This window comes from Polaromonas aquatica (genome assembly GCF_042659145.1).
Lineage (GTDB): Bacteria > Pseudomonadota > Gammaproteobacteria > Burkholderiales > Burkholderiaceae_C > Polaromonas > Polaromonas aquatica.
The window spans coordinates 474,095-496,311 of the sequence record NZ_JBHSRS010000084.1; the positions used below are offsets into that span (position 1 = coordinate 474,095).

Below are 22,217 nucleotides of genomic sequence, written 5' to 3' on the forward strand. Positions count from 1 at the left end.
TGTCCTGAGCGAAGTCGAAGGAAGGCAGACCCTTCGACAGGCTCAGGGCGAACGGATGAGCAGACCCTGGGCGAACTGAGTGGCAGCCAGTTATTACTTCTGCGCAACCTTGACGGCCTTGTCGCCGCCTGAAAGCTCGGCTTTGGCCGACATCTCGACCGGCTGCGGCGCCACCAGCGCGCCGGGACGCACGCGCTGCAGGCCGTTGACGACAATGCGCTCATTCGCCGCCAGCCCGGTCTTGACAACCCGCAGGCCGTTGGCCGATGCACCCAGCGTGATCTCGCGGTAAGCCGCCTTGTTGTCGGCGCCCACCACCAGCACAAACTTTTTGTTCTGGTCGGTGCCGACGGCGCGCTCATTGATCAGCAGCGCGCTGCCCTTGGTGGCCTGGCCCATGCGTATGCGGGCAAACTGGCCGGGCATCAACTGGCCGTCCTTGTTGTCGAACACGGCGCGGGCGCGCACCGTGCCGCTCCTGGCATCGACCTGGTTGTCGACCAGTTGCAGCCGGCCTTCAAACGGCGTGTCGGTGCTGGCGGCGGTGCCCATCTGCACCGGGATCAGTTCCAGCTTGCGCCCGCCTGTGGCGTTGACTTCTTTCAGCGCCCGGGTCACCACCTGCTCGTCCGCATCAAAGCTCGCGTAAATCGGGCTGACCGAGACCAGCGTGGTGAGCACAGGTGCACCCGGGCCGGCCGCGACCAGGTTGCCCACGGTCACTTCGAGCTTGCCGACACGGCCGGCCATCGGTGCGCGGACCTGGGTGTAGCCCAGGCTTAACTGCGCGGTCTGCAGCCCGGCCTGCGCGGCACGCAGGTTGGCATCGGCTTCACGCTGGCCATTGATACGTTCATCGAATTCGCGTTTTGAAATCGCCTGCTCGCTCCACAGCCGCTGCGAACGCTCGTGCTCGCCTTTGGCCTGCGCCACCCGGGCCTGCGCGGCGGCTACCTGGGCATCGGCCCGCTCCACATCGGCGGCGTAAGGCGCCGGGTCAATCGTCAGCAGCAGCTCACCCTTTTTCACCAGCGCGCCCTCGCGAAAGTGCACCGCCTGGATGGTGCCGGCCACGCGCGGGCGGATATCAACCCGCTCTACCGCCTCGAGCCGGCCCGAGAACTCGTCCCAGGCCGCCACATCGCTTTGCAACACCGTGGCAACGGACACTGGCGTTGCTGGCGGCTCCGCCGCTGCGCCGGGCTGGGCCCGTGAACTGGAAACGCCAAAGACCGTGGCTGAAATGCCGGTCACGGCGAGCACCGCCAGCACCACTGCCAGCAGGCGGCGTTTCGGGGTATGAAGTTGAATGGTTTGCATGGTGAATTCCCTCGATAAATGGATTTATGAAACTGACACGGAAGTTGAAGACAAGGGCCTGTGCGCGGACTCGCCCGCCGCCGCACCGCCGATCAAACTATTGAAAAAATCGCTGAACTGCTGCTGAACGGCAGCCGCCCAGGCCACCTCCTGGCCGGCAGCCTGCAGGTAGCTGACTGGCCAGCCCGTCGGGCCCGGCAACACGGCGGCATGCACCAGCCGCCCGGCATGGCGCAAGCGCTCGGCATAGGCCAGGGATTCGTCACGCAGCGGATCGTCCTGCGCCGTCAGCAGCAGGGTGGGCGGCAGGCCGGACAGCCGCAATGCAGTGCCCGGCGCGGCATAGGGGTGGCTGGCCTCTGCCAGGCGCGACAGGTATTGGTGCCAGCCGTCGGCCCACATGCAACCGACCGGGCCGGCATCCGCACAGCGCAGGGACGCCGTTGCCATGCACGGGTCCAGCATGGGCGACAGCAGGATTTGCCCAGCCAGAGCAGGCGCCTGCTGGTCACGCGCCATCAGGGCCACCGCAGCAGCCAGGTTGCCGCCGGCCTCTTCGCCCGCCACAAAAACCGGCGCACCCTTGCCGGCCAGCTTGTGCCTGGCCTTCCAGGCCCAGGCCAGCGCGGCATAACCGGCCTCGACCGCCTGCGGGAAAGGATTGTTCGGAGCCAGCGGGTAGTCGAGCGACACAACCACCGCCCCGGCAGCTGCCAGCAGGCGCGGGATGCAGGCACCAGCCTCCAGCGAGCCCGACACAAAGGCACCAGCATGGAAATGCAGCACCAGCGGGACGGCCCCCGAAGCGGCAAGCGTGCTGCGCTGGCCGTAAAGCCGCACATCCAGTGGCTTCCCCGGCGTGATTTCTATCTGTTTTTCAAGCCAATCCCGACCCGGCGTGGAACTGGAAAGGGAATTTTGCTGGCTGTGCATCTTGTCAAGCCGCCAGGCGGCTCCAATTTGTTGCGATGCAGCAGAATGTAGGCCCGGGCGCCCAGACAATAAATAGCCGTTTTGTTTATACTTTATTTCACCATTGCAACAATCAGTCATGAAAGTGACAAAACCTGCGGAATGCTCGCAATCCCGCAATAGCTGGGTACCGAACGCCATGAGAACTCCTGAATCAATTGAGGATCGAAGTCTCGACATTCCCACCGTTGCAGGGTCAACACATTTCTCGCAAACCCCGGATGTATTTATGGATATTTCCCGCGCGCCACGCGAACTTTCCATGAGCGCAACAATCGCCAACCAGTTGCTTCAGCCCTCCGGCCTGCCGGCTCGCAGCCAGAGGCTTGGCCTTTGACAGGCCCCCCCACACCCCACCTCACAGGATTCCCCATGGACAAATTTTCCGCAATGCAGGCCTTTGTGCGCGTCGTGGAAGCCGGCACCTTTACCAAGGCAGCCGACTCCATGGGCGTGCCCAAACCCTCGGTGACCCGGCTGATCCAGGACCTGGAAAAAGAACTCGACACCAAACTGCTCAACCGCACCACGCGCAAGGTCACCGTCACAGTGGACGGCGCCGCCTATTACGAGCAGGCCAGCCGCCTGCTCGGCGAGGTGCAGGAACTGGAATCCAGCATGTCACGCGCAAAAGCCAGCCCGCGCGGCAAGCTGAAGGTGGACATCCCGTCCTCGCTGGGCATGTCCATCATCATCCCTGCCTTGCCGGAGTTTTATGCGCGTTACCCCGACATCCAGCTTGAGCTGGGCGTGAGCGACCGGCCCATTGACATCATTGCCGAGAACGTGGACTGCGTCATACGCGGCGGCGAGATCACCGACCAGTCACTTGTGGCGCGCCGCATCGGCGAGTTCTACATGATGACCTGCGCGTCCCCCGCCTACCTCAAGCGCCACGGCACGCCGCAGCACCCGGCCGAGCTGGAAGAGTCGCACAAGATGATCCGTTACGCATCCCCGCGCGACGGCAAGCTGTATTCATTCACCATGTACAGCGACACCGGCTCGGTGGAAATCCACGGCAAGCACCAGCTGTCCGTCAATGATTCAAACGCAGGCGTCGCAGCCGCCTTGGCAGCCCTGGGCGTGCTGCATACGGCCACCTTCCTGGTGCAGCACCACATCAGCAGCGGCGCACTTGAGCCGCTGTTTTCCGGCTGGTGCACGGAAGCCAAACCGATTTTTGTGGTCTACCCACCGAACCGCCACCTGAGCAACAAGGTGCGCGTGTTTGTGGACTGGATTGCCGAACTGTTCTCAAAACACGACCTGATACAGCGCAAAAGCTCCTTGCCGGAGGCCATGTGCAAGGGCTGGGCGGCGCCTGCTGTGCCGGGGACGGCTGTTGTTGAAACGGCTGTTGCTTCGCAGGTGCTTGAGGCGGCTTAGGTGGTTAGGCTTCTTCGGCGGCGCTGTGAAAATCTTCGTAGATTTCCTTCAACGTCTTGCCGTTGAACGTCCAGTGCGGCGATGGCTGCAACGCGTAATCATCAGGTAGACCGAGGACCTTTCGTGTTGCCGCAGTCAAAGAGCAGATTGCACCATTGAAGATCACCTTCTTTTCGCCAACAACGGTTGCTTCCGATTGGCCGTCTTTTGAGATCAAAATCGAGCCGTTAGGGATGCTTAGCTCATGGAAGTCCATTCTTGGGCGGCGCGCATCTTTCAGATTCTGAGCTGACTGTTTATCGGCAGGAGTCACGTCGGACTCCATCGTTTGCTCGACTTGGCTCGTGATGTCTTCGACTTTCAGCAGCTTGAGAATCGCTATGACACGTTCGGGTTCAATCTTGAAGAACTCTCGATTGGGATTGATCCGCCCAGTACCAAAGGCGAAGTGCAATGCTTTCTCAACTTCGTTTGCGTCCTTCACTTGGCAAGCAAATGCGCAATCAAATGGTACGGGGACGCCCGTGCCATAGAGCTGCTTCATTCGTTCCTCAACCTCAAGTTGAGTTGTCATACCAATCTTGACAAGACCGGGCATCGCTGGGTTCGTCAGTACATAGACGATTTGTGAACTTATGTCAGTCATGAGTCAATTTTGATTGGCAATCGTGGAAGACGGGAACAGATGAGTTAGCTACGAATCATTGTTGCGCATCATTGGCGTACAGCGAGTCGTCCGATGTTAGGCGCTGCGCCACCAAGCCTAGAGCGCCACTCTGAATCGCACTGCATACAGGGCTGAAATAGCCGTCCGCCCTGTTGCTTCGCTCGGCCCTTAGCATAGTGTGGACATAGTGACGAAGACCATCAAAAGGCTCGCGCGACAACTTGCTAAATGGTCGAGTGTTGGCTTCATCCACGGGATAGTCTGGCGCCAAGTCGTTGCACACGAAGCCACACGCATACGCCGCATCGTGAAACAGATCGTACTCAGGGAGTGCCCAAAACAAGGCGGCATCACCTGCGTCGGGATCATATTCGGCGGCAAATAGTTGATCAGTAACTGCTTCAAGGCTCCGAATTCGTAACGCCAAGAAGAGTGCCTGTGATTGGCACACCGTCGCCCTCACGTCGGGTTGGTTTCGTTGAATTTGCATGCGTGGAGGCATTTTTCTGGCGGGCTGATCAGTCGGGATGAAGCGAGTAAAGAATCCTAACTTAATGTGTGCGACAAAACCTGCGGCATACGAATGGGAGTGCAATCCAATCGGGACATCGAAATCCCCTATGAGCAGCTTGCACGTTGGGCCTCGGACCAACGCTCTGTATTTTTCAGCGGATTCGTTACACGCACTATATCCAGCCGGTCATTGAAGTTGAGACCAAAATCCGCCGGCTCTTGCCGACTCAAGACATGCATTTACCACTATCAATTCAATAGCTACCTGCGCGCGCAGCTATTCGGCCTCAAGCACTTTTAATACTCAAAATGAGCCATTTTTGAGCCCCACAGACCGTTTTCAGGTCCGAAGGCATCGTTTTTGGCCCCAAAACCGCTGAACAAGCCATTGCCATCAATAAAAAGTGCCTGTACCCCAATAGGGATACGCGCAACCAGCTACATATTTGATAGCAATCGCCGCGCCATCCAGCTCAGGCTGCCGAAACTGTTCTGGCTGGCCAGAACCTTTTAACAAGGCTGACCACAGCCAGCACAACAGCTCCGGTGATCAAACCCACCACTGCGTCCATCAGCAGCGGCGTGATCGCGACCAGCCAGCCACCAGCCCTTGCGGCCAGTTGTTCGATGAAATGGTGCAGCGGCGCCACACCATGCGTGATGATGCCACCGCCTACCAGGAACATGGCTATCGTGCCCGCGACCGACAGGCTTTTCATCAGCCACGGCGCAGCCATCAGAAGGCCTCGGCCCAGGCTGCGTTGCATGCCGCGTACAGCGCTGGCGCCTGCGCGCTGGCTGAGGTAAAGCCCGGCATCATCAAGCTTGACGATGCCTGCCACCAGGCCATACACACCTACCGTCATGACGATGGCTATGGAGCTGAGCACGGCCAGTTGCGTGATGAATGGGCTGCTCTGCACGGTGCCCAGGGTAATCGCGATGATCTCGGCCGACAAAATAAAGTCGGTGCGGATGGCACCCTTGATCTTGCCCTTTTCAACGGCCACCAGGTCTACCGCCGGGTCGGCCAGCGCGGTCACCAGCTCTTCATGCTGCGCAGCCTGCTCGGGCTTGCTGTGCAAAAACTTGTGGGCCAGTTTTTCGAAACCCTCAAAGCACAAAAATGCGCCGCCAACCATCAGCAGCGGTGTGACGGCCCAGGGCGCAAAGGCGCTGATGGCCAGGGCGGCGGGCACCAGGATGAGCTTGTTGACAAACGAGCCCCTGGCCACGGCCCAGACCACAGGCAGTTCCCGCTCGGCCTTGACGCCGGAGACCTGCTGGGCATTCAACGCCAGGTCATCGCCCAATACCCCAGCGGTTTTTTTGGCCGCTACCTTGGACAGCACGGCTACGTCATCCAGGATGGTGGCGATGTCGTCAATCAGCGCAAGCAGGCTACTGGCCATAAGGTTCTCTCAAGTGTTGCGGAGTTAACCGGGTGTCAGAAAGCATTCCGATTCTGCATTGTGCCCGTACGTAAAAAACCGCCCGAAGGCGGTTTTTTGGCAGCGGCTTTGACCAACAGCTTTGTCAACGCGCGCTCAGCCGGCCAAGGATAAAACCAAGGGCCAGGGCAACGCCTACAGCTTCCAGCGGACGCTCCTGGACCCAGGATTTGGAAGTCTCCAGTGCCCTGGCGGGCGCTTCGGTCAGCCGGTGTGTCTGGCCTGAAAAGCGGTTGGCGGTATTGGCAAGTTTGTCGACCGCCTCATGCGCGCCGCCCGCCACACGGTCAACCGCATGCCGCGCCGGTTCGGCAACCTTGTCAATGCTGTTGTGCAATGCAGCACCGGTGGCATCCACCCGGCGCTGGATGGCATTGGCTGCTGACTCATCACCTGAAACGGTGGGATGAACAATCTTCTCCATGAGGACTCCTTAAAAAGCGCAAACACACGCCGGACGGGTTCACCCGGCCCATGCCTGACTTTAGGAAAAGCTTGCGCAGCGGCCTGTGCGCAGCTACACGGACTGCCTGTAGGACAAGAGAGCGTTCAAGTTGAAACCTTTCGACTGGCTTCATGCCAGATTGCTGTAAGCCAAGACTGACAACACAACGCTCTTTACGCCTTCGCCTGCCTGGCAACAGGCATCCGCATGATGGGGTTTTCATGGAAAACTTAATGAGGCCGTCATGAGCAGAACCCCGAAACCCGTATCAGAAGAAGATGCCGAGGAAGATGATGGACTGGAACTGCCCGTGACCCCGGACGAGGGATCACCGCTGATTCCGGACGAAGAGCGTGTGGTGAACCTGCCGTCGTGAACGGCAGGCCGGCGCCGGTGTTTCAGTCGACCGTGCGCTTCAGGCGTATCTCTTCGAGTTTGATGTTGCCAAAAGCGACCGTCTTGAGCGACGGCATTTCACGCTTGAAGCCTGCTGCGTGCTCAAAAAAGCCCAGTGCGCGCTCGTTGCGCAGCAGCGACCAGGCGGTCACCTGCGTGCAGCCTTCTTCCTTCAGCCCGTCGCGGGCGCCGTCCCACAGGGCCACACCGGCGCCCTTGCCCCAATGGGCAGGCGCAACATACAAGGCCCAGATTTCGCCAACAGTGGATTTGGTGCCTGCGTCGCGCGAGCGGTCAAAACCCACAAAACCGACCACCTTGTCGGCATCGGTGGCCACGAGCAGCTGGGGTTCGCTGTATTCAATGGCTTCGCGCCAATAGGCCTGGCGCTTTTCGACGGTCATCGTTTTCAGGTAGTCCTCCGGCATCAGGTCCTTGTAGGCGGCTTGCCAGGTGGCAACGTGAATTTCGGCAATGGCTTTGGCATCACGGGCGGAGGCGGGACGAACGGAGTAGCTGGACATTAGAAAATCGCTTGTAACAAATCACCGGAAAATCGGTGACATAAATATTCGGGGGGACCGGAATTGTCGCGCAAATCGAAAACGGCCACTCCAGCCGCCCATGCGTCATGGTTATGGGCGCACTCCGGACGCTGTAGCATTCAGGCCATGCCCTCCCCCAGCGCCTGCGTATCTTGAGTACCGAAGCAACACCGGAAAACCCCGATGGACGGGTTTTCAGCGCCCGCGTCGAACCCTCCGGCCACACGTTTGAGGCCCCCGCTTCACTGCCGCTGTTGCAGGCCGCAGAGCAGGCAAACCTTGATGACTTGAGGATGGACAGCTCCTGCCGCAACGGCACCTGCCGCACCTGTATCTGCCTGCTTACCAGCGGGCAAGTGAGCTACCGCATTGAATGGCCGGGCCTGAGCCTGGATGAAAAGCGTGAGGGTTACATCCTGCCCTGCGTGGCTTACCCCGTTTCAGATGTGGTGATCGAGTTACCGTTCTGACTGGCGCTCTGGCGCCACATACAGCCGATTCGTCCCGCTGCCCTGGCCTTACTCACCCTGTACTGTCGGCCTCCAGCGCGCAGCCATGGGCAGCAGTTCGGCACCCTCACTTCCGATATGCCCAAGGTGGCGGCTGAAAAACGTATCCACATCGCCGGCCGCCAGCATCTGCAGCGATGCCTCGGGACCGGCCGGATCGGGAAAGCGTTTGTTGTCGTGCATGCCAGCACCTTCGACCTGTTTGAGCGGCATCACGCATACGTCGCGCTTCGCGTCCGGCTTCGGGCGAATCAGTTCTATTGCGGCACCAGGCCGGCAGCTTTCACCAGTTCGGCATGCAGGCGGATATCCTCCGAGATGACCTGCGCCAGAGGTTTGGCCTCATCGGCTGCCGGCTCCATTCCCACTTCGATCAGCCTGGCCCTGGCCTCGCCCCGGAACATTGTCTTCACGGATTTGCTGAGCCGGTCCAGGATGGGCTGGGGCGTTTTGGCGGGTGCCAGCAGCCCTATCCACGCCGACAGGATGACGTTATTGACGCCGCCTTCACGCAGTGTCGGGATTTCCGGCGCCGAAATGGCACGCTTGTCGCTCAGCACGCCCACCGGGTGCAGCTTGCCTGCCCTGATATGCGGAAGGGCCTCGGGGAGCGGGGCGAAGGCCATGTCCACAACGCCGCCCATCAGGTCCGTGATCGCAGGCGCACCGCCCTTGTACGGTATGTGCAACATGCGGACGCCGGTCTGGCTTTCAAACATGAGACCTGCCAGGTGCTGCGGGCTTCCGTCGCCCGAGGATGCGTAGGTCAGCCTGCCGGGATTGGCCTTTGCCGCCGCCAATATTTCAGCCGGTGTGCCGTACTTTGACTTGTCGCGCACCACCAGCACCATGGCCTGGTTGACAAGCTTGACCACGGGCACAAAGTCGGTTTCGGGGTTGTAGGGCAGCGTCTTGAAGATACTCTTGTTTGTCGTCAGGAAAGACGCCGGAGACGCCATGAGGGTGTAGCCGTCCGGCGCTGCCCGCGCCACAACGGGAACGCCGATCTGGCCGGATGCGCCGGCCCTGTTATCCACCACGAAGGGCTGGCCCAGGTCGGCTGCCAGTTGCTGGCTCACCAGCCGCGCAACCATGTCCACGCTGCCGCCCGCCGGCAGCGCGACGACAACCTTGACCGGGTGGCTGGGATAGGTGTCCTGCGCCAGGGATGGCACGGTCCAGGTCAGGCAGGACGCGGCGCAAAGCGCCAGGAAGGTAGAGCGGGTAAAGGGCATGGGTCGCTTTCAGGTTTGGGAGGAAGGCTGTCGCGTTGCGGGCGTAGCACGCCGCCGACCACACAGAGCAATTTGTATGCCTGTCAACGCGAATCCACAAACGCCTGCTGCAATCAAACCGTCACAAGAACATGCAAGGATGGGACATGCCCCTTGCCGCGCACCTCCTGCCTGCCCATCTCGCCCCTGCCGCCGACCTGTATAACACCTTTGTCGAGCACGAAGACCTCAAGGCCATACTGCTGGCGGGCAGCAGCCATTTTGAAATCCAGACCGTGTGCGAGGTGCGTGCCGGCAGCAAGGCCCTGCCGCTGGCCTTTCCTGTGTTCACGGCCGGCATAGGCTCCAGCAACCCGCTGGCGCCCGCCGTAGGTTTTTTTGGCGGCATCCACGGGCTGGAACGCATAGGCACGCAGGTCATACTGCATTACATGCGGGCGTTGCTGTTCAGGCTGGAGTGGGACGAGTTGCTGCACCGGCAGCTTGAAAAAGTCCGGCTGGTGTTCATGCCCATCGTCAACCCCGGCGGCATGTGGGCACACACACGCGCCAACCCGGATGGCGTGGACCTGATGCGCAATGCGCCGCAACGGGCAGAGAGCCGTGTGCCTTTTCTGGCCGGCGGGCAAACCCTGACGCGATGGCTGCCCTGGTATTGCGGCCAGCCGGGTGCGCCCATGCAGGCCGAAAGCGCAGCACTGCTGCAACTGGTACGCGAGCAACTGGCGAGCCGGCCCTTCAGCCTGGCGCTCGACTGCCATTCGGGTTACGGTTTTGACGACAGCATCTGGTTCCCCTATGCCAAAACACGCCGCCTGATGGCGCACCTGCCGGAGATGTTTGCGCTCAAGACCATGCTGGAGCAATCGCACCCGCACCATGCCTACAGCTTTGAGCCGCAAAGCAACCAGTACCTGTTGCACGGCGACCTGTGGGACCACGCTTATGACCACGCGCCTGCCGGTAATGTGTTTTTACCGATGACTCTGGAGCTCGGCTCCTGGCTGTGGATACGCAAGAACCCGCGCCAGCTGTTTTCACGGCACGGCATCTTCAACCCGATCAAGGCACACCGCATCAAGCGTGTGCTGCGCCGCCATGCCGACCTGCTGGACTTCCTGACCCGAGCAGCCTTCGCCGCCCCGCGCTGGTTACCGGCCACCGATCGCCGCGTCCAGCTGCAGCAACTGGCCACCGCCTACTGGCGGCCAAGGCGGGTGTTGTGAGCTGGCTGCTTCTGAGGGGGCTCACGCGCGAGGCGCGGCATTGGGGTGGTTTTGCCGGCCAGTTGACGCAGCAGCTTGGCCATGAGGAAGTGCTGGCGCTGGACCTGCCGGGCAATGGCGAGTTTTACGCCCGGACCTCGCCCGGCAGCGTGTGCGGCATGGTGGAATTTTTGCGTCAGCAGCTACGCCTCAAGGGACTGCAAACACCTTGCAAGGTGCTGGCCATGTCGCTGGGCGGCATGGTCGCCGCTGACTGGGCACAACGCTACCCCGATGAAATTGAAAGGCTGGTGCTCATCAACACCAGCATGCGCCCGTTCAGCAGCGTGACGCAGCGCCTGCGGCCCGGCAACTGGCCTCAATTGGCACTGCTGGCCACGCGCTGGCAAGACCCCGACCATGCCGAGCGGGTCATACACCAGCTGACCTGCAACAACGTCACTTCACGGGACGAAGACCTGGCGGCATGGCGGCGTATCCGCAAAAGCGCACCGGTCACTGCGGCCAATGCTGCACGCCAGCTTTGGGCTGCAGCCGGTTTTTCATGCGCATCTGCCGCACCGCCCTGCGCCACGCTTGTACTGTCGTCCGCAGCCGATCACCTCGTGCACCCGACCTGCTCCGCACGCCTGGCAGGCGCCTGGCAGGCAACACACCGGCAACACCCATGGGCAGGCCATGACCTGCCGCATGACGATGCGAATTGGGTGTGCGAGCAGGTCGTGGCATGGACAGCCAGGACCGGGTTAGGTCCTGGTTAGCTATATTTTTTACGTCCCGCGCCGACACCATTCAAACGGAAGCAGCATGTTCACCAGCCAGACGTTTTTGAATCAGCTTGCGCGCCTGGATGGGCCCCACATCCGTACACAGCGCTACCGGGAAAGCCGAGCCGGCCGCATCGCCCAATGAGCGCTGCTGCGCTTCCAGCATGGCCTTGTCTTCGTCAAAGGTGTTGCTGGACTGCTGCCGGATAAATTCGGTCAGTACCGTGTCGTCACGCTGGTAGGCGCGTGCGACACCCCAGAAATAGTGACAGCTGGTCGCCGTCTCCGGCGTGGTGAGGTGGATCACACGGCGCTCCAGTGCCTGGTCCCTGCCAGCCGTGGCGGGGTAGGAGCCGTTTTCAATCAGGTTGAAGGAAGGCGGCGTGAAGATGGTGGTGTGCCAGCGGTTGATGCGATCGGTAAAACCCGTGGCCTTGACGTAAAACGGTGGCGGCTCGCAGTTGAGGATGTCGCGGTGCACACGTACTGCGTCTGCATTGACCGTGGTCTTGACCGGCGCTTCAGCCACCGCTTCATTGCCTATGGTTTTGTCATGCAGGTAAGACTCGTGCGACAGGTCGAGCAGGTTGTCGTTCATCAACTGGTAATCGGCGCCCACGTGGTGGTAGCCGCCGCAAGCGGTCCAGTCCGGATCGTCCATCCAGTGCACATCGGGTATCAGCGCCGCGTCGGCCAGCGCCGCCTCCCCCATCCAGACCCAGGTGAACCCGTATTTTTCAGCCACCGGGTATGTGGTCACGCGCGCCTGCGCCGGGATCAGCGTCTGGCAGGGGATGTGCCTGCATTGGCCGTCGCTGTCAATGCGCAGGCCATGGTAAGTGCAGCGCACCATCCCGTCGACCAGCTTGCCCAGCGACAGCGGCACCCCGCGGTGCGGGCACTTGTCGGCCATGGCCACGGGTTTGCCGTCACGGCCCCTGTACAGCAGCACGGCCTTGCCGAGCATGGTTCGCGGCAACAGGGCATGTTCAAGGTCGCGGCTGAAGGCTGCGACGTACCAGGCGTTCTGGATCCACATCCTGATTTACCCCTTTCGTGTACGTTGAATCACTCGGCAGTGATCTTTGCGGACTTGACGATGGGCGCGCTGTCGGCCATCTCCCTTGTCATCAGGCTGGTCAATGCCGAGGGCGGGCCACCCAGCGGCTCCAGGAAACCCGCCAACAGCGTCTTTTTCACTTCGTCATTGGTCAGCGCCTTGTTCAGCGATGCATTGAGGCGCTGCACCGCCGCATCGGGCGTGCCCGCCGGCGCGAGCACCGCGTACCAGCCGTCAAAGCTGTAGCCCTTCATGCCGAAAGACGCCACCGTGGGCAAGGCCGGCACCAGAGCGGAACGCTGCGAATTGGTGATGGCCAGGCCCTTGACCTTGCCGCTGTTCAGAAAGGCAGCTACTGCCGTCAGGCTGTTCACGCTGATGTCGACCTGGCCGCCTGCGAGGTCTGTCATGGCGCCGCCGCAGCCGCGGTAGGGAATGTGCACCATGCTGATGCCGGCCATGGCCTTGAGCTGCTCGCCTGCGAGGTGGTGGATGCCGCCATTGCCGCAGGAAGCGTACGAAAGTTTCCCGGGGTTTGCCCTGGCGTATGCGAGCATCTCCGGCAAGGTGCTGTAGGGCGCATTGAGCTTGCTGACGATGACCACGGGCGAATGCGCCAGCGCGATCACCGGTGTGTAGCTCTTGAGCGGGTTGAACTTCACGTTGCTGTATATCAGCGGGTTGATGACCAGGCTATTCGTCGTGAACAACAGCGTTTTACCGTCCGCTGCTGCGGCAGCCACATAGTCGTGCGCGATGTTGCCGCCGGCGCCGGGCCTGTTCTCGACAATGACGGTCTCGCCCAGGTCGGATTCAAGGCGACGGCTGAGCACGCGTGCGAGTACATCGGTGCCGCCGCCCGGCGGGAAGGGCACGATCAGCTTGATGGTGCGGTCGCCCTGGGCCTGCGATGCCGTGCTGCACAACACACCCGCAACGAGGGCGGCTGCGCCGAGCATGGTTTTTCTTAACTGGATGTTCACGGGTCTGTCTCCTTTTCCAATTCAACTTTTTTAAATCACAAACTGCTCTTCAGTCGAGGGAGCAAACAGCTCGCCCGCCTGCATCAGCCGGGAGGAAAGCCCCTGCTGGTGGTGGTATCGCAAAAACGCGTCAAGCGCGGCTTTGTTGGACTGCACGCCGTATTGCCAGAAATCGCGGCCCATGGCTGCAACCGTGTCGTCGTACTCGCTGGTCAGCCACGGCAACGAGGTCTTCAATGCCCCGACTTCGGACAACTCCCGCAGTGCATGGTCTTTGGCCTGGTTAAAAGCCTTGTAAACACTCGCCGCCAGCCAGGGCTGCTGCTCTACCAGTGCAGCGCGTATGCCAACCACGTGCATGATGGGGAAGATGCCGGTTTTGGCGTAATAGGCACGTTCGGTTTCACGCAGGTTGTTGAACAGGCGCACGGACTTGCCCTGCACAAATGAAGCGGGGGCGCGCGGAGCAATCAAGGCGTCAATGCGGCCATCCAGCAATTGCTGGTCCAGTGTGTCGGTGGCGGGGATGGATTCGACCTGCACGCCCGGAGGGGCTGCAAAACTCACCTTCTCGTGCCTGCCCGGCGTTTCCACACCGCCGGTGCGCCACCGCAGCTCGTGCGGCTGCACACCGTATTCGTCCTGCAGGATCCCGCGCACCCAGACCGGCGCCGTCAACTGGTATTCAGGGACACCCACCGTCCTGCCGCGCAGGTCTTCGGGCGTGCGCAAGGGGCTGTCGGCCCGCACATAAATGGCGGAATGGCGAAACATGCGCGACAGGAAAACCGGAATCGCAATGTAAGGGCAGCTGCCGCGCGAACGCATCATGGTGTAGCTGCTCAGGGACAGCTCGGCCACATCGAACTCGGTGGAGCGCAGCGCCCGGAAAAACGTTTCCTCTACCGGCAGGCACAGCATATTGGTTTCGCAACCCTCAATGGCAACCTGCCCGTCAAACAGGAGGCGGGTGCGGTCGTAGTCCCAGCAGGCGACGGTCAGTGGCAGTTTCATTTAACCCATTCGTTGGCGGTGAGGCGCATGAACGTCCTTCGTTCATGTATCCCGTTTTATTGATGTTGCGAAGAATAGGCAGCTTCATGGACTTATACAATGACGATACCGCGTCTTCTGATATGTCGTTACTGCATATCCGGAAAATCATGGATCTCAAGCAACTCAATTACTTTGTGCACGTCTCCGACCTCGGCAGTTTTGTCAAGGCGGCCGAATTGCTCGGCATCGCACAGCCGACGCTCAGCCGGCAGATCCGTGCGCTGGAAGTAGACGTGAAGGCCAGCCTGTTTCACAGGAACGGACGCGGGGTCTTGCTGACAGCGGCAGGTGCGCGTTTTCTGGAGCAGGCGCGCGGCGTGCTGCATGCAGCCGATGCCGCCCTCCAGGTTTTGCACGTCGGCGACAGGCGGCTTTCAGGCACGGTGGTGTGCGGGCTCACGCCCAGCGTGGGCAGCTTCATGATTCCGCACTATGTACGCCGTTTCAGGGAGGAATTGCCCAACGCCCACCTGTCCATCGTCAACCACCTGTCGGCTACGCTGCTGGACCAGATCAAGGCTTCAAGGCTGGACTTCGCCATCTTCCACAATCCTCCGCCCACACCCAGCCTGACGATGACGCCGCTGAGCGACGAAGCGCTGTACCTGGTGGGCCCCAAAGCTGTAGGCCGCAAAAAAGCGTCGGTCGATTTCCGTGAACTGGACGGCCTGCCGCTCATCATGCCGTCCCGCCTGCATGCCATACGCGGCCCGGTCGAGCTTGAAGCCGCACGCCTTGGCATCTCGCTCAACCTGGTGCTGGAAGTCGATATCATGCAGACGGTTTTTCAGCTGGTCGCCCAGGGCGTGGGCTACACGATCGCCACGCGCTTCCCCCTCATCGACCAGCCCCCTTCCCCCGGGCTGGTCGCCCAGCGCATCACGGCACCCGAGCTGTTGACGCACCTGGTGCTAGTCACCCCGTCGCAGCGCATCCTCACGCCTTTGCAACGCGCGGCAACAGACCTGGCCTGCACGACCTACCTGGACCTGGTTGCCGACACCCGAAAGCGGACTTGAGGCTGGACGTTCGCGGACAACAGCGCCTGGCACAGCCTGAATTTGCTATGCTTTTAATAGCTACTTACGCGCATTACACAAGGGTCAAAGCCTGTTTTGGAAAAAAACAGGCTTACGGCAATCGGCACGCCCTCCCCACACCCAAGGAGGAGGTTTGGGCGTCGGCCGTAAAAGAGCGGTTTCCAGTCCCAAAAGTTGCCGGGTAAAGCGTTTCAGTGCCTGATGGTGCTGCTCAAGCGGCAGTGCACTGTCAGCACCGAGGATCATGCTGGCCCGCTCGGCAGTCATGTCCACCCAACTGGATTGCAGGCCTTCAATCATCTGGCGTGATGCGCCGGTAGCCTCGCCCAGCATAAGCAACCTCCTACGCCAGGCCGGGAGAGTCTCCGATGTAAAAGCTTTTCCCCGTGTCTACCATGATTACATGGGTGCCTTAAGCGTGTGGGTGCACTCACAGATGTTCTGGAAACTTCAGTCACTGCATCTGAAGGAGAACATAAGGAAGATTGGCAGGCGTTGGCGTAACTGCAGAGCAGCCCAACCGGGACGAGGACGATGCGCCCCTCACTCTTCAACAACCATCACCCCGACCTTTTAAGGAGATTGAAAATGAATGGAATCAAACAAAGCGCACTTTGCGCACTTGCAATTGTCAGCCTGGCGGGCTGTGGCGGTATGACGACACAGGAAAGAAATACCGCCATCGGCGCCGGCGTCGGCGGTGTCGCCGGCTCGGTTCTAACCGGTGGCAGTGCGCTGGGAACTATCGGTGGCGCGGCGGTGGGCGGTGTGATCGGGAACGAGGTCAGCAAGGAAAGAAGATAAGTCGCCCGCTCGAAAGCGACCACCAGCTATTGCATAGGGCGCAAATTTAGCCGGGGGGAGACCCGTAAATCCAAACCCGCCGTCAGGGACGGGTAACTGTGGCGCGGATCATCGATCGACGCTGCAAAACGATACACAGGGACGCACTGCTCAGTATGCAGGGTTGGTGACCAGGTGCGATCCGGGTTTCTGGAATTCAGACACGGCATCGCGACCTTCTTGCGTGATATGAAGCACTCGCGCAAACCTCTGTCCCCCTTCCGGCGACGGAAGCAGCACACTTACGTAGCCGGCTGCCCTCAATACCCGCAGTTTGTCGATGTCGTGCGGATCGGTAATGGTGAGCGGCAACGGCCTGTTCACGATGGTCTTCAAAAGTTCGACAGGCATGGGCCATCTCCTTTTTACTTTTGAGCAAGGTTTCACTTTTACCTTCCAAAACTGGCTTAGGCAAGGCCTGATACACAATGAGACGAACATTCGCAGTTCGGCACCAAAATTACAGGGATGCCCTGCAAAAGCGAGCAGATTCGCGGCTTGTCCGACAGGTTCGGGCAAGAATACATTGAACAGATGGGACCGGTCGTTCTGCGTTCTGAATACCTGCTCAGGGAATTTCAGAGCTTGTTGGCGACGCGTGATTACCGGATTACGAGGCGTATGGCCCCTGCTGGCCCACCAACTGGCCCAGCGTCTGCATGGCTGCCTCAAACCGCGCATCCCAGGGGTGGCCGTAATTCAGGCGCAGGCAGTGCCTGAAATTGCGCCGTGCTGAAAACACCGGGCCCGGCGCCACGCTGATGCCGTGCTCCAGCGCCGCCTGGTGCAAGGCCAGCGCGTCAAAACCCTCGTCAAACTCCAGCCACACAAAATAACTCCCCGCCGGATGCGAGACACGCACGCCCACCGGGAAATAACGCGCAATGGCCGCCAGCATGCAGGCCAGTTGCGTCTCCATCGCATGGCGCAGCCGGCGCAGGTGTTTGTCGTAACCGCCATGCTGCAGGTAGTCGGCCACGGCCAGCTGCGCCGGCAGGCTGGCTGACAGTGTGGTCATCAGCTTGAGCCTTTCGATCTGCTCGCCAAAGCGACCGGGCGAGACCCAGCCTACACGGTAGCCGGGCGCCAGCGTTTTGCTGAACGAACTACAGTGCATCACCAGGCCCTTGCGGTCAAAGGCCTTGGCCGGCAGCGGCGCGCGGTTGCCAAAGTGCAGTTCGCCGTACACGTCGTCTTCAACCAGCGGGATGTCATGGCGGGCCAGCAACGCGACCAGTGCCTTTTTCTTTTCCTCAGGCAGGCTTGCACCCGTGGGGTTCTGGAACGAGGTCATGAACCAGCAGGCCTTGACCGGATGGCGCTTGAGCGCGTCCGCCAGCGCAGCCAGGTCCAGCCCGTCCCGTGGGTGCACCGGGATTTCCAGCGCTTTCATCTTCAGACGCTCCAGCGCCTGCAGGCCGGCATAAAAGCCGGGCGACTCAATGGCAATCAGGTCACCCGGCCGGGCCACGGCGGCCAGGCACAGGTTAAGCCCTTCCAGCGCGCCGTTGGTGACTATGAGTTCATCCGCAGCTTGCGGCATGCCCATACCCAGGTAACGCAGGGCGATCTGCTGACGCAGCACCGGGTCGCCCTGCGACAGATGCGCCGTGGCGCCGCGCAGGTGGATCTGCCGCGCCGCTCGCGCCAGCGACTTGCCCAGGCTTTGCAGCGGGAACAGCGCGGGCGCGGCAAAGGCCGAGCCCAAGGGCACGATGTCCGGGTCCTGCACCGCGGCAAGCACCTCGAACACCAGCTCGCTCACATCCAGCCTGGGCGCCACGCGTGCCGCCGTCCGGGTCGCCTTGATCGGCTGGCCTGCCCCGGCCGCCGCAAGCGGCTGCATGGCGGAAGCCGTGACGTAATAACCCGAGCGCGGACGGGCGCGCACCAGGCCTTTTTCTTCCAGCCGGTAATAAGCCTTGAAGGCCGTTGACGCATTGATGCCGTGCTGCGCCGTGAGGCTGCGTATGGACGGCAACCGCGTGCCGGGGCCGAAATGCCCATTGCGGATGTCCCCCGCCAGCAGCTCAACCAGTTGTTCATAACGTTTCATCAATCCGCCTGCCTTGTTCTTGCTGTCGCAGCCAAAAAGAAACCCTTACCCCCCATCTCATCTGATATTGTAATTTTTTCTATTTTTTCATCTGATATGGTTTTTTATAAGCCATCTGATGCTTACATCAGGCGCCGCTCTGAGGCATGATTCGTTCATGTTGAAGATTTCCCTTTTTACGCGCTGGCTGGCGGCGCCCTGTGTCATTGCCGGCGGACTGCTTGGCCTGCTGGCGCCTGCTGCGGCTGCGACCGCGCCGTTTGAAGACACCATTGCCCAGCGGGCCATGGCCTGCACCGCCTGCCACGGCCCGCAAGGCCGTGCGGCGCCTGACGGTTACTACCCGCGCCTGGCGGGCAAACCCGCCGGCTACCTCTACAACCAGCTGATCAATTTTCGCGAAGGCAGGCGCCACTATGGCCTGATGACGCAATTGGTGGACCCGCTGACCGATACCTACCTGATGGAGATTGCGCAGTATTTTTCGCAACTCGAAGTGCCCTACCCCGCCCCCATGGCCACCACCGCATCTGCCGGCGTGCTGCGCCAGGGTGAGCGCCTGGTCATGCAGGGCGACGCGGCGCGCCAGGTGCCAGCCTGCGTGCAGTGCCACGGACAGGCCATGACCGGCGTGGCGCCCAACATCCCCGGCCTGCTGGGGCTGCCGCGTGACTACCTCAATGCCCAGCTCGGCGCCTGGAAAGCCGGGCAGCGCAAGGCCCACGCGCCCGACTGCATGAAAGACGTGGTGGCACGCCTGAGCCTGGAAGACATCAACGCGGTGGGCAGCTGGCTCGCGGCGCAACCCCTGCCGGCAAACACAAAACCCGCAACGTCCCTGCCCCCACTGGCGGCGGGTGCAACAGCCATCACCTGCGGCAGTGCGCCGGTAAGGGCCACGCCATGAAACGACTCATCAAATTCACGCTGGGCGCCGGGGTCGTGCTGGCCGGCGCGGCCGCACTGGTGTGGGTGCTGAACAGCCGGGACGAGATTGATGTGAGCGCGCCGGTCGCCGCTGCTGCCGCCAGCGATAGCCTGATAGCGCGCGGCGCCTACCTGGCCCGCGCCGGCAACTGCATGACCTGCCACACTGCGCGCGGCGGCGAGCCGTATGCCGGCGGGCGCAGCATAGACACGCCTTTTGGCGCCGTTTTCACATCCAACCTCACGCCTGATGAAAAAACCGGCCTGGGCACCTGGTCGCCGGCGCACTTCTGGCGCGCCATGCACAACGGCCGCTCCAAGAGCGGCCGCCTGCTCTACCCGGCGTTCCCCTACCCCAGCTACACCCAGGTCACGCGTGAAGACTCGGATGCGCTGTTTGCCTATCTCAAAAGCCTGCCTGCCGTAGCGCAGCCCAACAAGGCACATGCCCTGCGTTTCCCTTACCAGTCGCAGGCGGCACTGGCGGTATGGCGCGCGCTGTATTTCAGCCCCGGCGTATACAAGCCGGATACCAGCCGCAATGCGGAGTGGAACCGCGGCGCCTACCTCGTCAACGGCCTGGGCCACTGCACAGCCTGCCATACCGCCCGCAATGTCATGGGCGCAACCGAAGGGCTGGACCTTTCGGGCGGCCTGATTCCGATCCAGAACTGGTATGCCCCCTCGCTGGTGTCGCCGCACGAAGCCGGCGTGGGCGACTGGGACCGCCAGGAAATCGTCAACCTGCTCAAAAACGGCGTCTCGAAACGCGGCTCCGTCAACGGCCCCATGGCCGAGGTCGTGCAGGGCAGCACGCAGTACCTGAACAGCGAAGACCTGAACGCCATGGCCCAGTTCTTAAAGGAGCTGCCGGGCACGTCCGCCCCGGGTTCGCCAAAGGAGCCCGAAATCGCCCTCATGGCAGGCTCGCCGTCGGCTGCAGATGCAGTCGCACCGGGCAGCGTGGCGGCGCTGGGCGCCAAACTGTATGAACAGAACTGCGCGCAATGCCACGGCGACAAGGGCCAGGGCGTTCCCAATGCCTACCCGGCGCTTGCGGGTAACCGCGCCGTGCTCATGCCCCAGACGGTCAACCTGGTGCAGATCGTATTGAACGGCGGTTACGCGCCGGCCACTGCCGGCAACCCGCGCCCCTTCGGCATGCCGCCGTTTGTGCTGGTGCTCAATGACACCGATGTGGCGGCGGTGCTCACGCACATACGCGGCGCCTGGGGCAACCAGGCCAGTGCCGTGTCCCCGCTGGAAGTCAACCGCATACGCGCCAGCTCGGGGCGCTAGACGGCGCCCGGAACCACCGCTTCAGGACTCGCGTGCCGGCGCCGTCAGTGAGTCGCGCCTGGCCAGCGAGGGAAACAGCCTGAGCCAGGCCACGGCCACCAGCACGGTGCCCACGCCACCAAGCACCACGGAGCCGACCGGCCCCAGCAAGGCGGCGGTGGCACCGGACTCGAACTCACCCAACTGATTGGACGCACCTATAAAGACCGAATTGATGGCGCTGACACGGCCGCGCATGTCATCCGGCGTTTCAATCTGCACCAGGGTCTGGCGCACCACCACACTCACCATGTCGGCCCCGCCGGAAACAGCCAGCGCCAACAGCGACAGTAAAAAACTGGTGGACAGGCCAAACACCATCATGCACACGCCGTAAAGCGCCACCGCCGCCAGCATGGTATGCCCGACGCGGCGCGCCAGCGGCCAGCGCGTCAGCACTACGGCCGTCAGCACGGCACCGGCCGCCGGCGCCGAACGCAGCAAACCCAGGCCCCAGGGGCCCACATGCAGGATGTCTTTGGCAAACATCGGCAGCAATGCGATGGCGCCGCCAAGCAGCACGGCAAACAGGTCCAGCGACACCGCGCCCAGCAATGCCTTGTGGAACCACACAAACCGCGCACCGGCCAGCAGCGTGCGCATGGACACCGGCTCGCGCGGCGGTGGCGTGTGTTTGTAGCGCACCAGCGAAATCAGCACCGAGCCCGTGACAAACAGGGCCGCGCAACTGGCATACACCGCCGAAGCCCCGGCCACAAAAATCACCCCGCCCAGCGCCGGCCCGACGATCACGGCCGCCTGGTTGCCGCCCGAGCTGAAAGCCATGGCGCGCGGCAGCATGGCAGGCGGCACCAGCATGGGCATCAGGGATTGCTGCGCTGGCATCTGGAAGGCCCGCGCCACACCCAGCAACACCGACAGGCCCAGCAACAACTCGCGCGAAGCCCAGTGCGCAGAAGCCGTGGCCCCCCAGCCCTGGGTGGCGGCAATCAGGATCAGCGCCACCGCAGCCTGCGTAAAGAAGCAGCCGGCGATGATGCGCCCCCGATGCACCCGGTCCGCCACATGGCCGGCCACCAGCGTCAGCAGCAGTGCAGGCAAAAACTGGTACAGGCCGACCAGCCCCAGGTCCCAGGCACTGCCCGTCAGGTCATACATGTGCCAGCCTATGGCCACCATCAGCATCTGGGTTCCCATGGTGCCGAATAAACGGGCACACCACATACGGATGAAGGCGCGCTGCTGGAGAAGTTCTTTAAAGGTATGGCTTGACATCGGGGAGGAAGCTTAACAGCCGCTTTCCGCCCCTGCCGGTCTTGCCTGGGTCACTGCCGAAAGCGCTCCTTATTTGATAGCTGGTTGCGCTTGTTCCTTCAGGGCCAGAGCCGGTTTTCATGCTGAAAATCGCATTTTTCAGGCCAACTGGGAGGCCCACGGGCCAAAGAGGCCGATCCGCCCAGGCAGTTAACATGGAAGGCATAACAACACGGGTGGCACCAGTCCACGGAGGAATCCCAT

At 61.7% G+C, this 22,217-nt stretch carries 26 protein-coding genes; 10 read left to right on the forward strand and 16 right to left on the reverse strand.

Features of this window, described 5'->3' with window-relative positions:
• Positions 1–93 precede the first annotated feature (93 nt).
• Positions 94–1,320, reverse strand: a complete 1,227-nt coding sequence (locus tag ACFQND_RS23435) for an efflux RND transporter periplasmic adaptor subunit (protein WP_371439949.1) — start codon at positions 1,318–1,320, stop codon at positions 94–96.
• Positions 1,321–1,344: 24 nt separating this feature from the next.
• A complete protein-coding gene (locus ACFQND_RS23440; RefSeq protein WP_371439950.1) occupies positions 1,345–2,253 on the reverse strand; it encodes an alpha/beta hydrolase in 909 nt (302 codons plus the stop codon).
• Positions 2,254–2,371: 118 nt separating this feature from the next.
• On the opposite strand from ACFQND_RS23440, the gene ACFQND_RS23445 reads away from it, so the two are divergent.
• Both ACFQND_RS23445 and ACFQND_RS23450 read left to right on the forward strand, forming a co-directional pair.
• A complete protein-coding gene (locus ACFQND_RS23445; protein WP_371439951.1) occupies positions 2,372–2,629 on the forward strand; it encodes a hypothetical protein in 258 nt (85 codons plus the stop codon).
• 35 nt (positions 2,630–2,664) lie between these two features.
• Positions 2,665–3,681, forward strand: coding sequence for a LysR family transcriptional regulator (locus tag ACFQND_RS23450; protein ID WP_371439952.1), 1,017 nt, complete (start codon positions 2,665–2,667; stop codon positions 3,679–3,681).
• 4 nt (positions 3,682–3,685) lie between these two features.
• On the opposite strand, the gene ACFQND_RS23455 is transcribed toward ACFQND_RS23450, so the two are convergent.
• From ACFQND_RS23455 to ACFQND_RS23470, 4 genes are all read right to left on the reverse strand, one after another.
• Positions 3,686–4,327, reverse strand: a complete 642-nt coding sequence (locus ACFQND_RS23455; protein ID WP_371439953.1) for a GIY-YIG nuclease family protein — start codon at positions 4,325–4,327, stop codon at positions 3,686–3,688.
• A gap of 55 nt (positions 4,328–4,382) precedes the next feature.
• Positions 4,383–4,838 (reverse strand): hypothetical protein, encoded by a 456-nt coding sequence (locus tag ACFQND_RS23460; RefSeq protein ID WP_371439954.1) that lies wholly within the window; start codon positions 4,836–4,838, stop codon positions 4,383–4,385.
• Between the two features lie 496 nt (positions 4,839–5,334).
• Positions 5,335–6,273 carry a DUF808 domain-containing protein gene (locus tag ACFQND_RS23465; RefSeq protein WP_371439955.1) on the reverse strand — a complete coding sequence of 313 codons (939 nt, stop codon included), beginning with the start codon at positions 6,271–6,273 and terminating at the stop codon, positions 5,335–5,337.
• Positions 6,274–6,397: 124 nt separating this feature from the next.
• Positions 6,398–6,736, reverse strand: coding sequence for a glycine zipper domain-containing protein (locus tag ACFQND_RS23470; protein WP_371439956.1), 339 nt, complete (start codon positions 6,734–6,736; stop codon positions 6,398–6,400).
• Positions 6,737–7,001: 265 nt separating this feature from the next.
• Here ACFQND_RS23470 and ACFQND_RS23475 point away from each other — a divergent pair, with 265 nt between their 5' ends.
• Complete coding sequence (locus tag ACFQND_RS23475; protein WP_371439957.1) at positions 7,002–7,133, forward strand: hypothetical protein; 132 nt, start codon at positions 7,002–7,004, stop codon at positions 7,131–7,133.
• A gap of 22 nt (positions 7,134–7,155) precedes the next feature.
• Here the strand turns inward: ACFQND_RS23475 and ACFQND_RS23480 are convergent, their stop codons facing one another.
• Entirely contained in the window at positions 7,156–7,677 is a 522-nt protein-coding gene (locus ACFQND_RS23480) for a GNAT family N-acetyltransferase (protein WP_371439958.1), read from the reverse strand.
• 173 nt (positions 7,678–7,850) lie between these two features.
• Here ACFQND_RS23480 and ACFQND_RS23485 point away from each other — a divergent pair, with 173 nt between their 5' ends.
• A complete protein-coding gene (locus ACFQND_RS23485) occupies positions 7,851–8,168 on the forward strand; it encodes a 2Fe-2S iron-sulfur cluster-binding protein (protein ID WP_371439959.1) in 318 nt (105 codons plus the stop codon).
• A 48-nt stretch (positions 8,169–8,216) separates the two neighbouring features.
• Here the strand turns inward: ACFQND_RS23485 and ACFQND_RS23490 are convergent, their stop codons facing one another.
• Both ACFQND_RS23490 and ACFQND_RS23495 read right to left on the reverse strand, forming a co-directional pair.
• On the reverse strand, positions 8,217–8,420 hold the full coding sequence (locus tag ACFQND_RS23490) for a hypothetical protein (protein ID WP_371439960.1): 204 nt from the start codon (positions 8,418–8,420) through the stop codon (positions 8,217–8,219).
• 44 nt (positions 8,421–8,464) lie between these two features.
• A complete protein-coding gene (locus ACFQND_RS23495) occupies positions 8,465–9,442 on the reverse strand; it encodes a Bug family tripartite tricarboxylate transporter substrate binding protein (protein ID WP_371439961.1) in 978 nt (325 codons plus the stop codon).
• Between the two features lie 146 nt (positions 9,443–9,588).
• Here ACFQND_RS23495 and ACFQND_RS23500 point away from each other — a divergent pair, with 146 nt between their 5' ends.
• Complete coding sequence (locus tag ACFQND_RS23500; protein ID WP_371439962.1) at positions 9,589–10,668, forward strand: M14 family zinc carboxypeptidase; 1,080 nt, start codon at positions 9,589–9,591, stop codon at positions 10,666–10,668.
• Positions 10,665–11,429 (forward strand): alpha/beta fold hydrolase, encoded by a 765-nt coding sequence (locus tag ACFQND_RS23505; RefSeq protein WP_371439963.1) that lies wholly within the window; start codon positions 10,665–10,667, stop codon positions 11,427–11,429. The genes ACFQND_RS23500 and ACFQND_RS23505 overlap by 4 nt, the downstream gene beginning before the upstream one ends.
• 31 nt (positions 11,430–11,460) lie before the next feature.
• Here the strand turns inward: ACFQND_RS23505 and ACFQND_RS23510 are convergent, their stop codons facing one another.
• From ACFQND_RS23510 to ACFQND_RS23520, 3 genes are read right to left on the reverse strand one after another with little or no spacing between them, the layout of a single operon-like run.
• Positions 11,461–12,474: an aromatic ring-hydroxylating dioxygenase subunit alpha gene (locus ACFQND_RS23510; RefSeq protein WP_371439964.1), complete on the reverse strand. Its 1,014-nt coding sequence runs from the start codon at positions 12,472–12,474 to the stop codon at positions 11,461–11,463.
• A 29-nt stretch (positions 12,475–12,503) separates the two neighbouring features.
• The gene (locus ACFQND_RS23515) at positions 12,504–13,478 is read right to left on the reverse strand and encodes a Bug family tripartite tricarboxylate transporter substrate binding protein (protein WP_371439965.1); all 975 of its coding nucleotides are present in this window, start codon (positions 13,476–13,478) and stop codon (positions 12,504–12,506) included.
• A gap of 30 nt (positions 13,479–13,508) precedes the next feature.
• The gene (locus ACFQND_RS23520; protein WP_371439966.1) at positions 13,509–14,492 is read right to left on the reverse strand and encodes a PhnD/SsuA/transferrin family substrate-binding protein; all 984 of its coding nucleotides are present in this window, start codon (positions 14,490–14,492) and stop codon (positions 13,509–13,511) included.
• Between the two features lie 149 nt (positions 14,493–14,641).
• Between ACFQND_RS23520 and ACFQND_RS23525 the strand changes: the two genes are divergently transcribed.
• On the forward strand, positions 14,642–15,553 hold the full coding sequence (locus ACFQND_RS23525; protein ID WP_371439967.1) for a LysR family transcriptional regulator: 912 nt from the start codon (positions 14,642–14,644) through the stop codon (positions 15,551–15,553).
• Between the two features lie 84 nt (positions 15,554–15,637).
• Here ACFQND_RS23525 and ACFQND_RS23530 read toward each other — a convergent pair whose 3' ends face one another.
• On the reverse strand, positions 15,638–15,907 hold the full coding sequence (locus ACFQND_RS23530; protein ID WP_371439968.1) for a hypothetical protein: 270 nt from the start codon (positions 15,905–15,907) through the stop codon (positions 15,638–15,640).
• Positions 15,908–16,162: 255 nt separating this feature from the next.
• Between ACFQND_RS23530 and ACFQND_RS23535 the strand changes: the two genes are divergently transcribed.
• Complete coding sequence (locus tag ACFQND_RS23535; protein ID WP_371439969.1) at positions 16,163–16,378, forward strand: glycine zipper 2TM domain-containing protein; 216 nt, start codon at positions 16,163–16,165, stop codon at positions 16,376–16,378.
• 150 nt (positions 16,379–16,528) lie between these two features.
• On the opposite strand, the gene ACFQND_RS23540 is transcribed toward ACFQND_RS23535, so the two are convergent.
• Both ACFQND_RS23540 and ACFQND_RS23545 read right to left on the reverse strand, forming a co-directional pair.
• Complete coding sequence (locus ACFQND_RS23540; protein WP_371439970.1) at positions 16,529–16,768, reverse strand: hypothetical protein; 240 nt, start codon at positions 16,766–16,768, stop codon at positions 16,529–16,531.
• Positions 16,769–17,027: 259 nt separating this feature from the next.
• Entirely contained in the window at positions 17,028–18,473 is a 1,446-nt protein-coding gene (locus ACFQND_RS23545) for an aminotransferase-like domain-containing protein (RefSeq protein ID WP_371439971.1), read from the reverse strand.
• A 157-nt stretch (positions 18,474–18,630) separates the two neighbouring features.
• Between ACFQND_RS23545 and ACFQND_RS23550 the strand changes: the two genes are divergently transcribed.
• Together ACFQND_RS23550 and ACFQND_RS23555 are read left to right on the forward strand one after the other, a co-directional pair.
• On the forward strand, positions 18,631–19,380 hold the full coding sequence (locus tag ACFQND_RS23550; protein WP_371439972.1) for a c-type cytochrome: 750 nt from the start codon (positions 18,631–18,633) through the stop codon (positions 19,378–19,380).
• On the forward strand, positions 19,377–20,699 hold the full coding sequence (locus ACFQND_RS23555) for a c-type cytochrome (protein WP_371439973.1): 1,323 nt from the start codon (positions 19,377–19,379) through the stop codon (positions 20,697–20,699). Before ACFQND_RS23550 ends, ACFQND_RS23555 begins: the two co-directional genes overlap by 4 nt.
• A gap of 21 nt (positions 20,700–20,720) precedes the next feature.
• Here ACFQND_RS23555 and ACFQND_RS23560 read toward each other — a convergent pair whose 3' ends face one another.
• On the reverse strand, positions 20,721–21,974 hold the full coding sequence (locus tag ACFQND_RS23560; RefSeq protein WP_371439974.1) for an MFS transporter: 1,254 nt from the start codon (positions 21,972–21,974) through the stop codon (positions 20,721–20,723).
• Between the last annotated feature and the right edge of the window lie 243 nt (positions 21,975–22,217).

Bases quoted from the DNA above. Each gene is read 5' to 3' on its own strand.
- ACFQND_RS23435 (WP_371439949.1), bottom strand. From the start codon at position 1,320: ATGCAAACCATTCAACTTCATACCCCGAAACGCCGCCTGCTGGCAGTG.
- ACFQND_RS23440 (WP_371439950.1), bottom strand. From the start codon at position 2,253: ATGCACAGCCAGCAAAATTCCCTTTCCAGTTCCACGCCGGGTCGGGAT.
- ACFQND_RS23445 (WP_371439951.1), top strand. From the start codon at position 2,372: ATGAAAGTGACAAAACCTGCGGAATGCTCGCAATCCCGCAATAGCTGG.
- ACFQND_RS23450 (WP_371439952.1), top strand. From the start codon at position 2,665: ATGGACAAATTTTCCGCAATGCAGGCCTTTGTGCGCGTCGTGGAAGCC.
- ACFQND_RS23455 (WP_371439953.1), bottom strand. From the start codon at position 4,327: ATGACTGACATAAGTTCACAAATCGTCTATGTACTGACGAACCCAGCG.
- ACFQND_RS23460 (WP_371439954.1), bottom strand. From the start codon at position 4,838: ATGCAAATTCAACGAAACCAACCCGACGTGAGGGCGACGGTGTGCCAA.
- ACFQND_RS23465 (WP_371439955.1), bottom strand. From the start codon at position 6,273: ATGGCCAGTAGCCTGCTTGCGCTGATTGACGACATCGCCACCATCCTG.
- ACFQND_RS23470 (WP_371439956.1), bottom strand. From the start codon at position 6,736: ATGGAGAAGATTGTTCATCCCACCGTTTCAGGTGATGAGTCAGCAGCC.
- ACFQND_RS23475 (WP_371439957.1), top strand. From the start codon at position 7,002: ATGAGCAGAACCCCGAAACCCGTATCAGAAGAAGATGCCGAGGAAGAT.
- ACFQND_RS23480 (WP_371439958.1), bottom strand. From the start codon at position 7,677: ATGTCCAGCTACTCCGTTCGTCCCGCCTCCGCCCGTGATGCCAAAGCC.
- ACFQND_RS23490 (WP_371439960.1), bottom strand. From the start codon at position 8,420: ATGCCGCTCAAACAGGTCGAAGGTGCTGGCATGCACGACAACAAACGC.
- ACFQND_RS23495 (WP_371439961.1), bottom strand. From the start codon at position 9,442: ATGCCCTTTACCCGCTCTACCTTCCTGGCGCTTTGCGCCGCGTCCTGC.
- ACFQND_RS23500 (WP_371439962.1), top strand. From the start codon at position 9,589: ATGCCCCTTGCCGCGCACCTCCTGCCTGCCCATCTCGCCCCTGCCGCC.
- ACFQND_RS23510 (WP_371439964.1), bottom strand. From the start codon at position 12,474: ATGTGGATCCAGAACGCCTGGTACGTCGCAGCCTTCAGCCGCGACCTT.
- ACFQND_RS23520 (WP_371439966.1), bottom strand. From the start codon at position 14,492: ATGAAACTGCCACTGACCGTCGCCTGCTGGGACTACGACCGCACCCGC.
- ACFQND_RS23525 (WP_371439967.1), top strand. From the start codon at position 14,642: ATGGATCTCAAGCAACTCAATTACTTTGTGCACGTCTCCGACCTCGGC.
- ACFQND_RS23530 (WP_371439968.1), bottom strand. From the start codon at position 15,907: ATGCTGGGCGAGGCTACCGGCGCATCACGCCAGATGATTGAAGGCCTG.
- ACFQND_RS23535 (WP_371439969.1), top strand. From the start codon at position 16,163: ATGAATGGAATCAAACAAAGCGCACTTTGCGCACTTGCAATTGTCAGC.
- ACFQND_RS23540 (WP_371439970.1), bottom strand. From the start codon at position 16,768: ATGCCTGTCGAACTTTTGAAGACCATCGTGAACAGGCCGTTGCCGCTC.
- ACFQND_RS23545 (WP_371439971.1), bottom strand. From the start codon at position 18,473: ATGAAACGTTATGAACAACTGGTTGAGCTGCTGGCGGGGGACATCCGC.
- ACFQND_RS23550 (WP_371439972.1), top strand. From the start codon at position 18,631: ATGTTGAAGATTTCCCTTTTTACGCGCTGGCTGGCGGCGCCCTGTGTC.
- ACFQND_RS23555 (WP_371439973.1), top strand. From the start codon at position 19,377: ATGAAACGACTCATCAAATTCACGCTGGGCGCCGGGGTCGTGCTGGCC.
- ACFQND_RS23560 (WP_371439974.1), bottom strand. From the start codon at position 21,974: ATGTCAAGCCATACCTTTAAAGAACTTCTCCAGCAGCGCGCCTTCATC.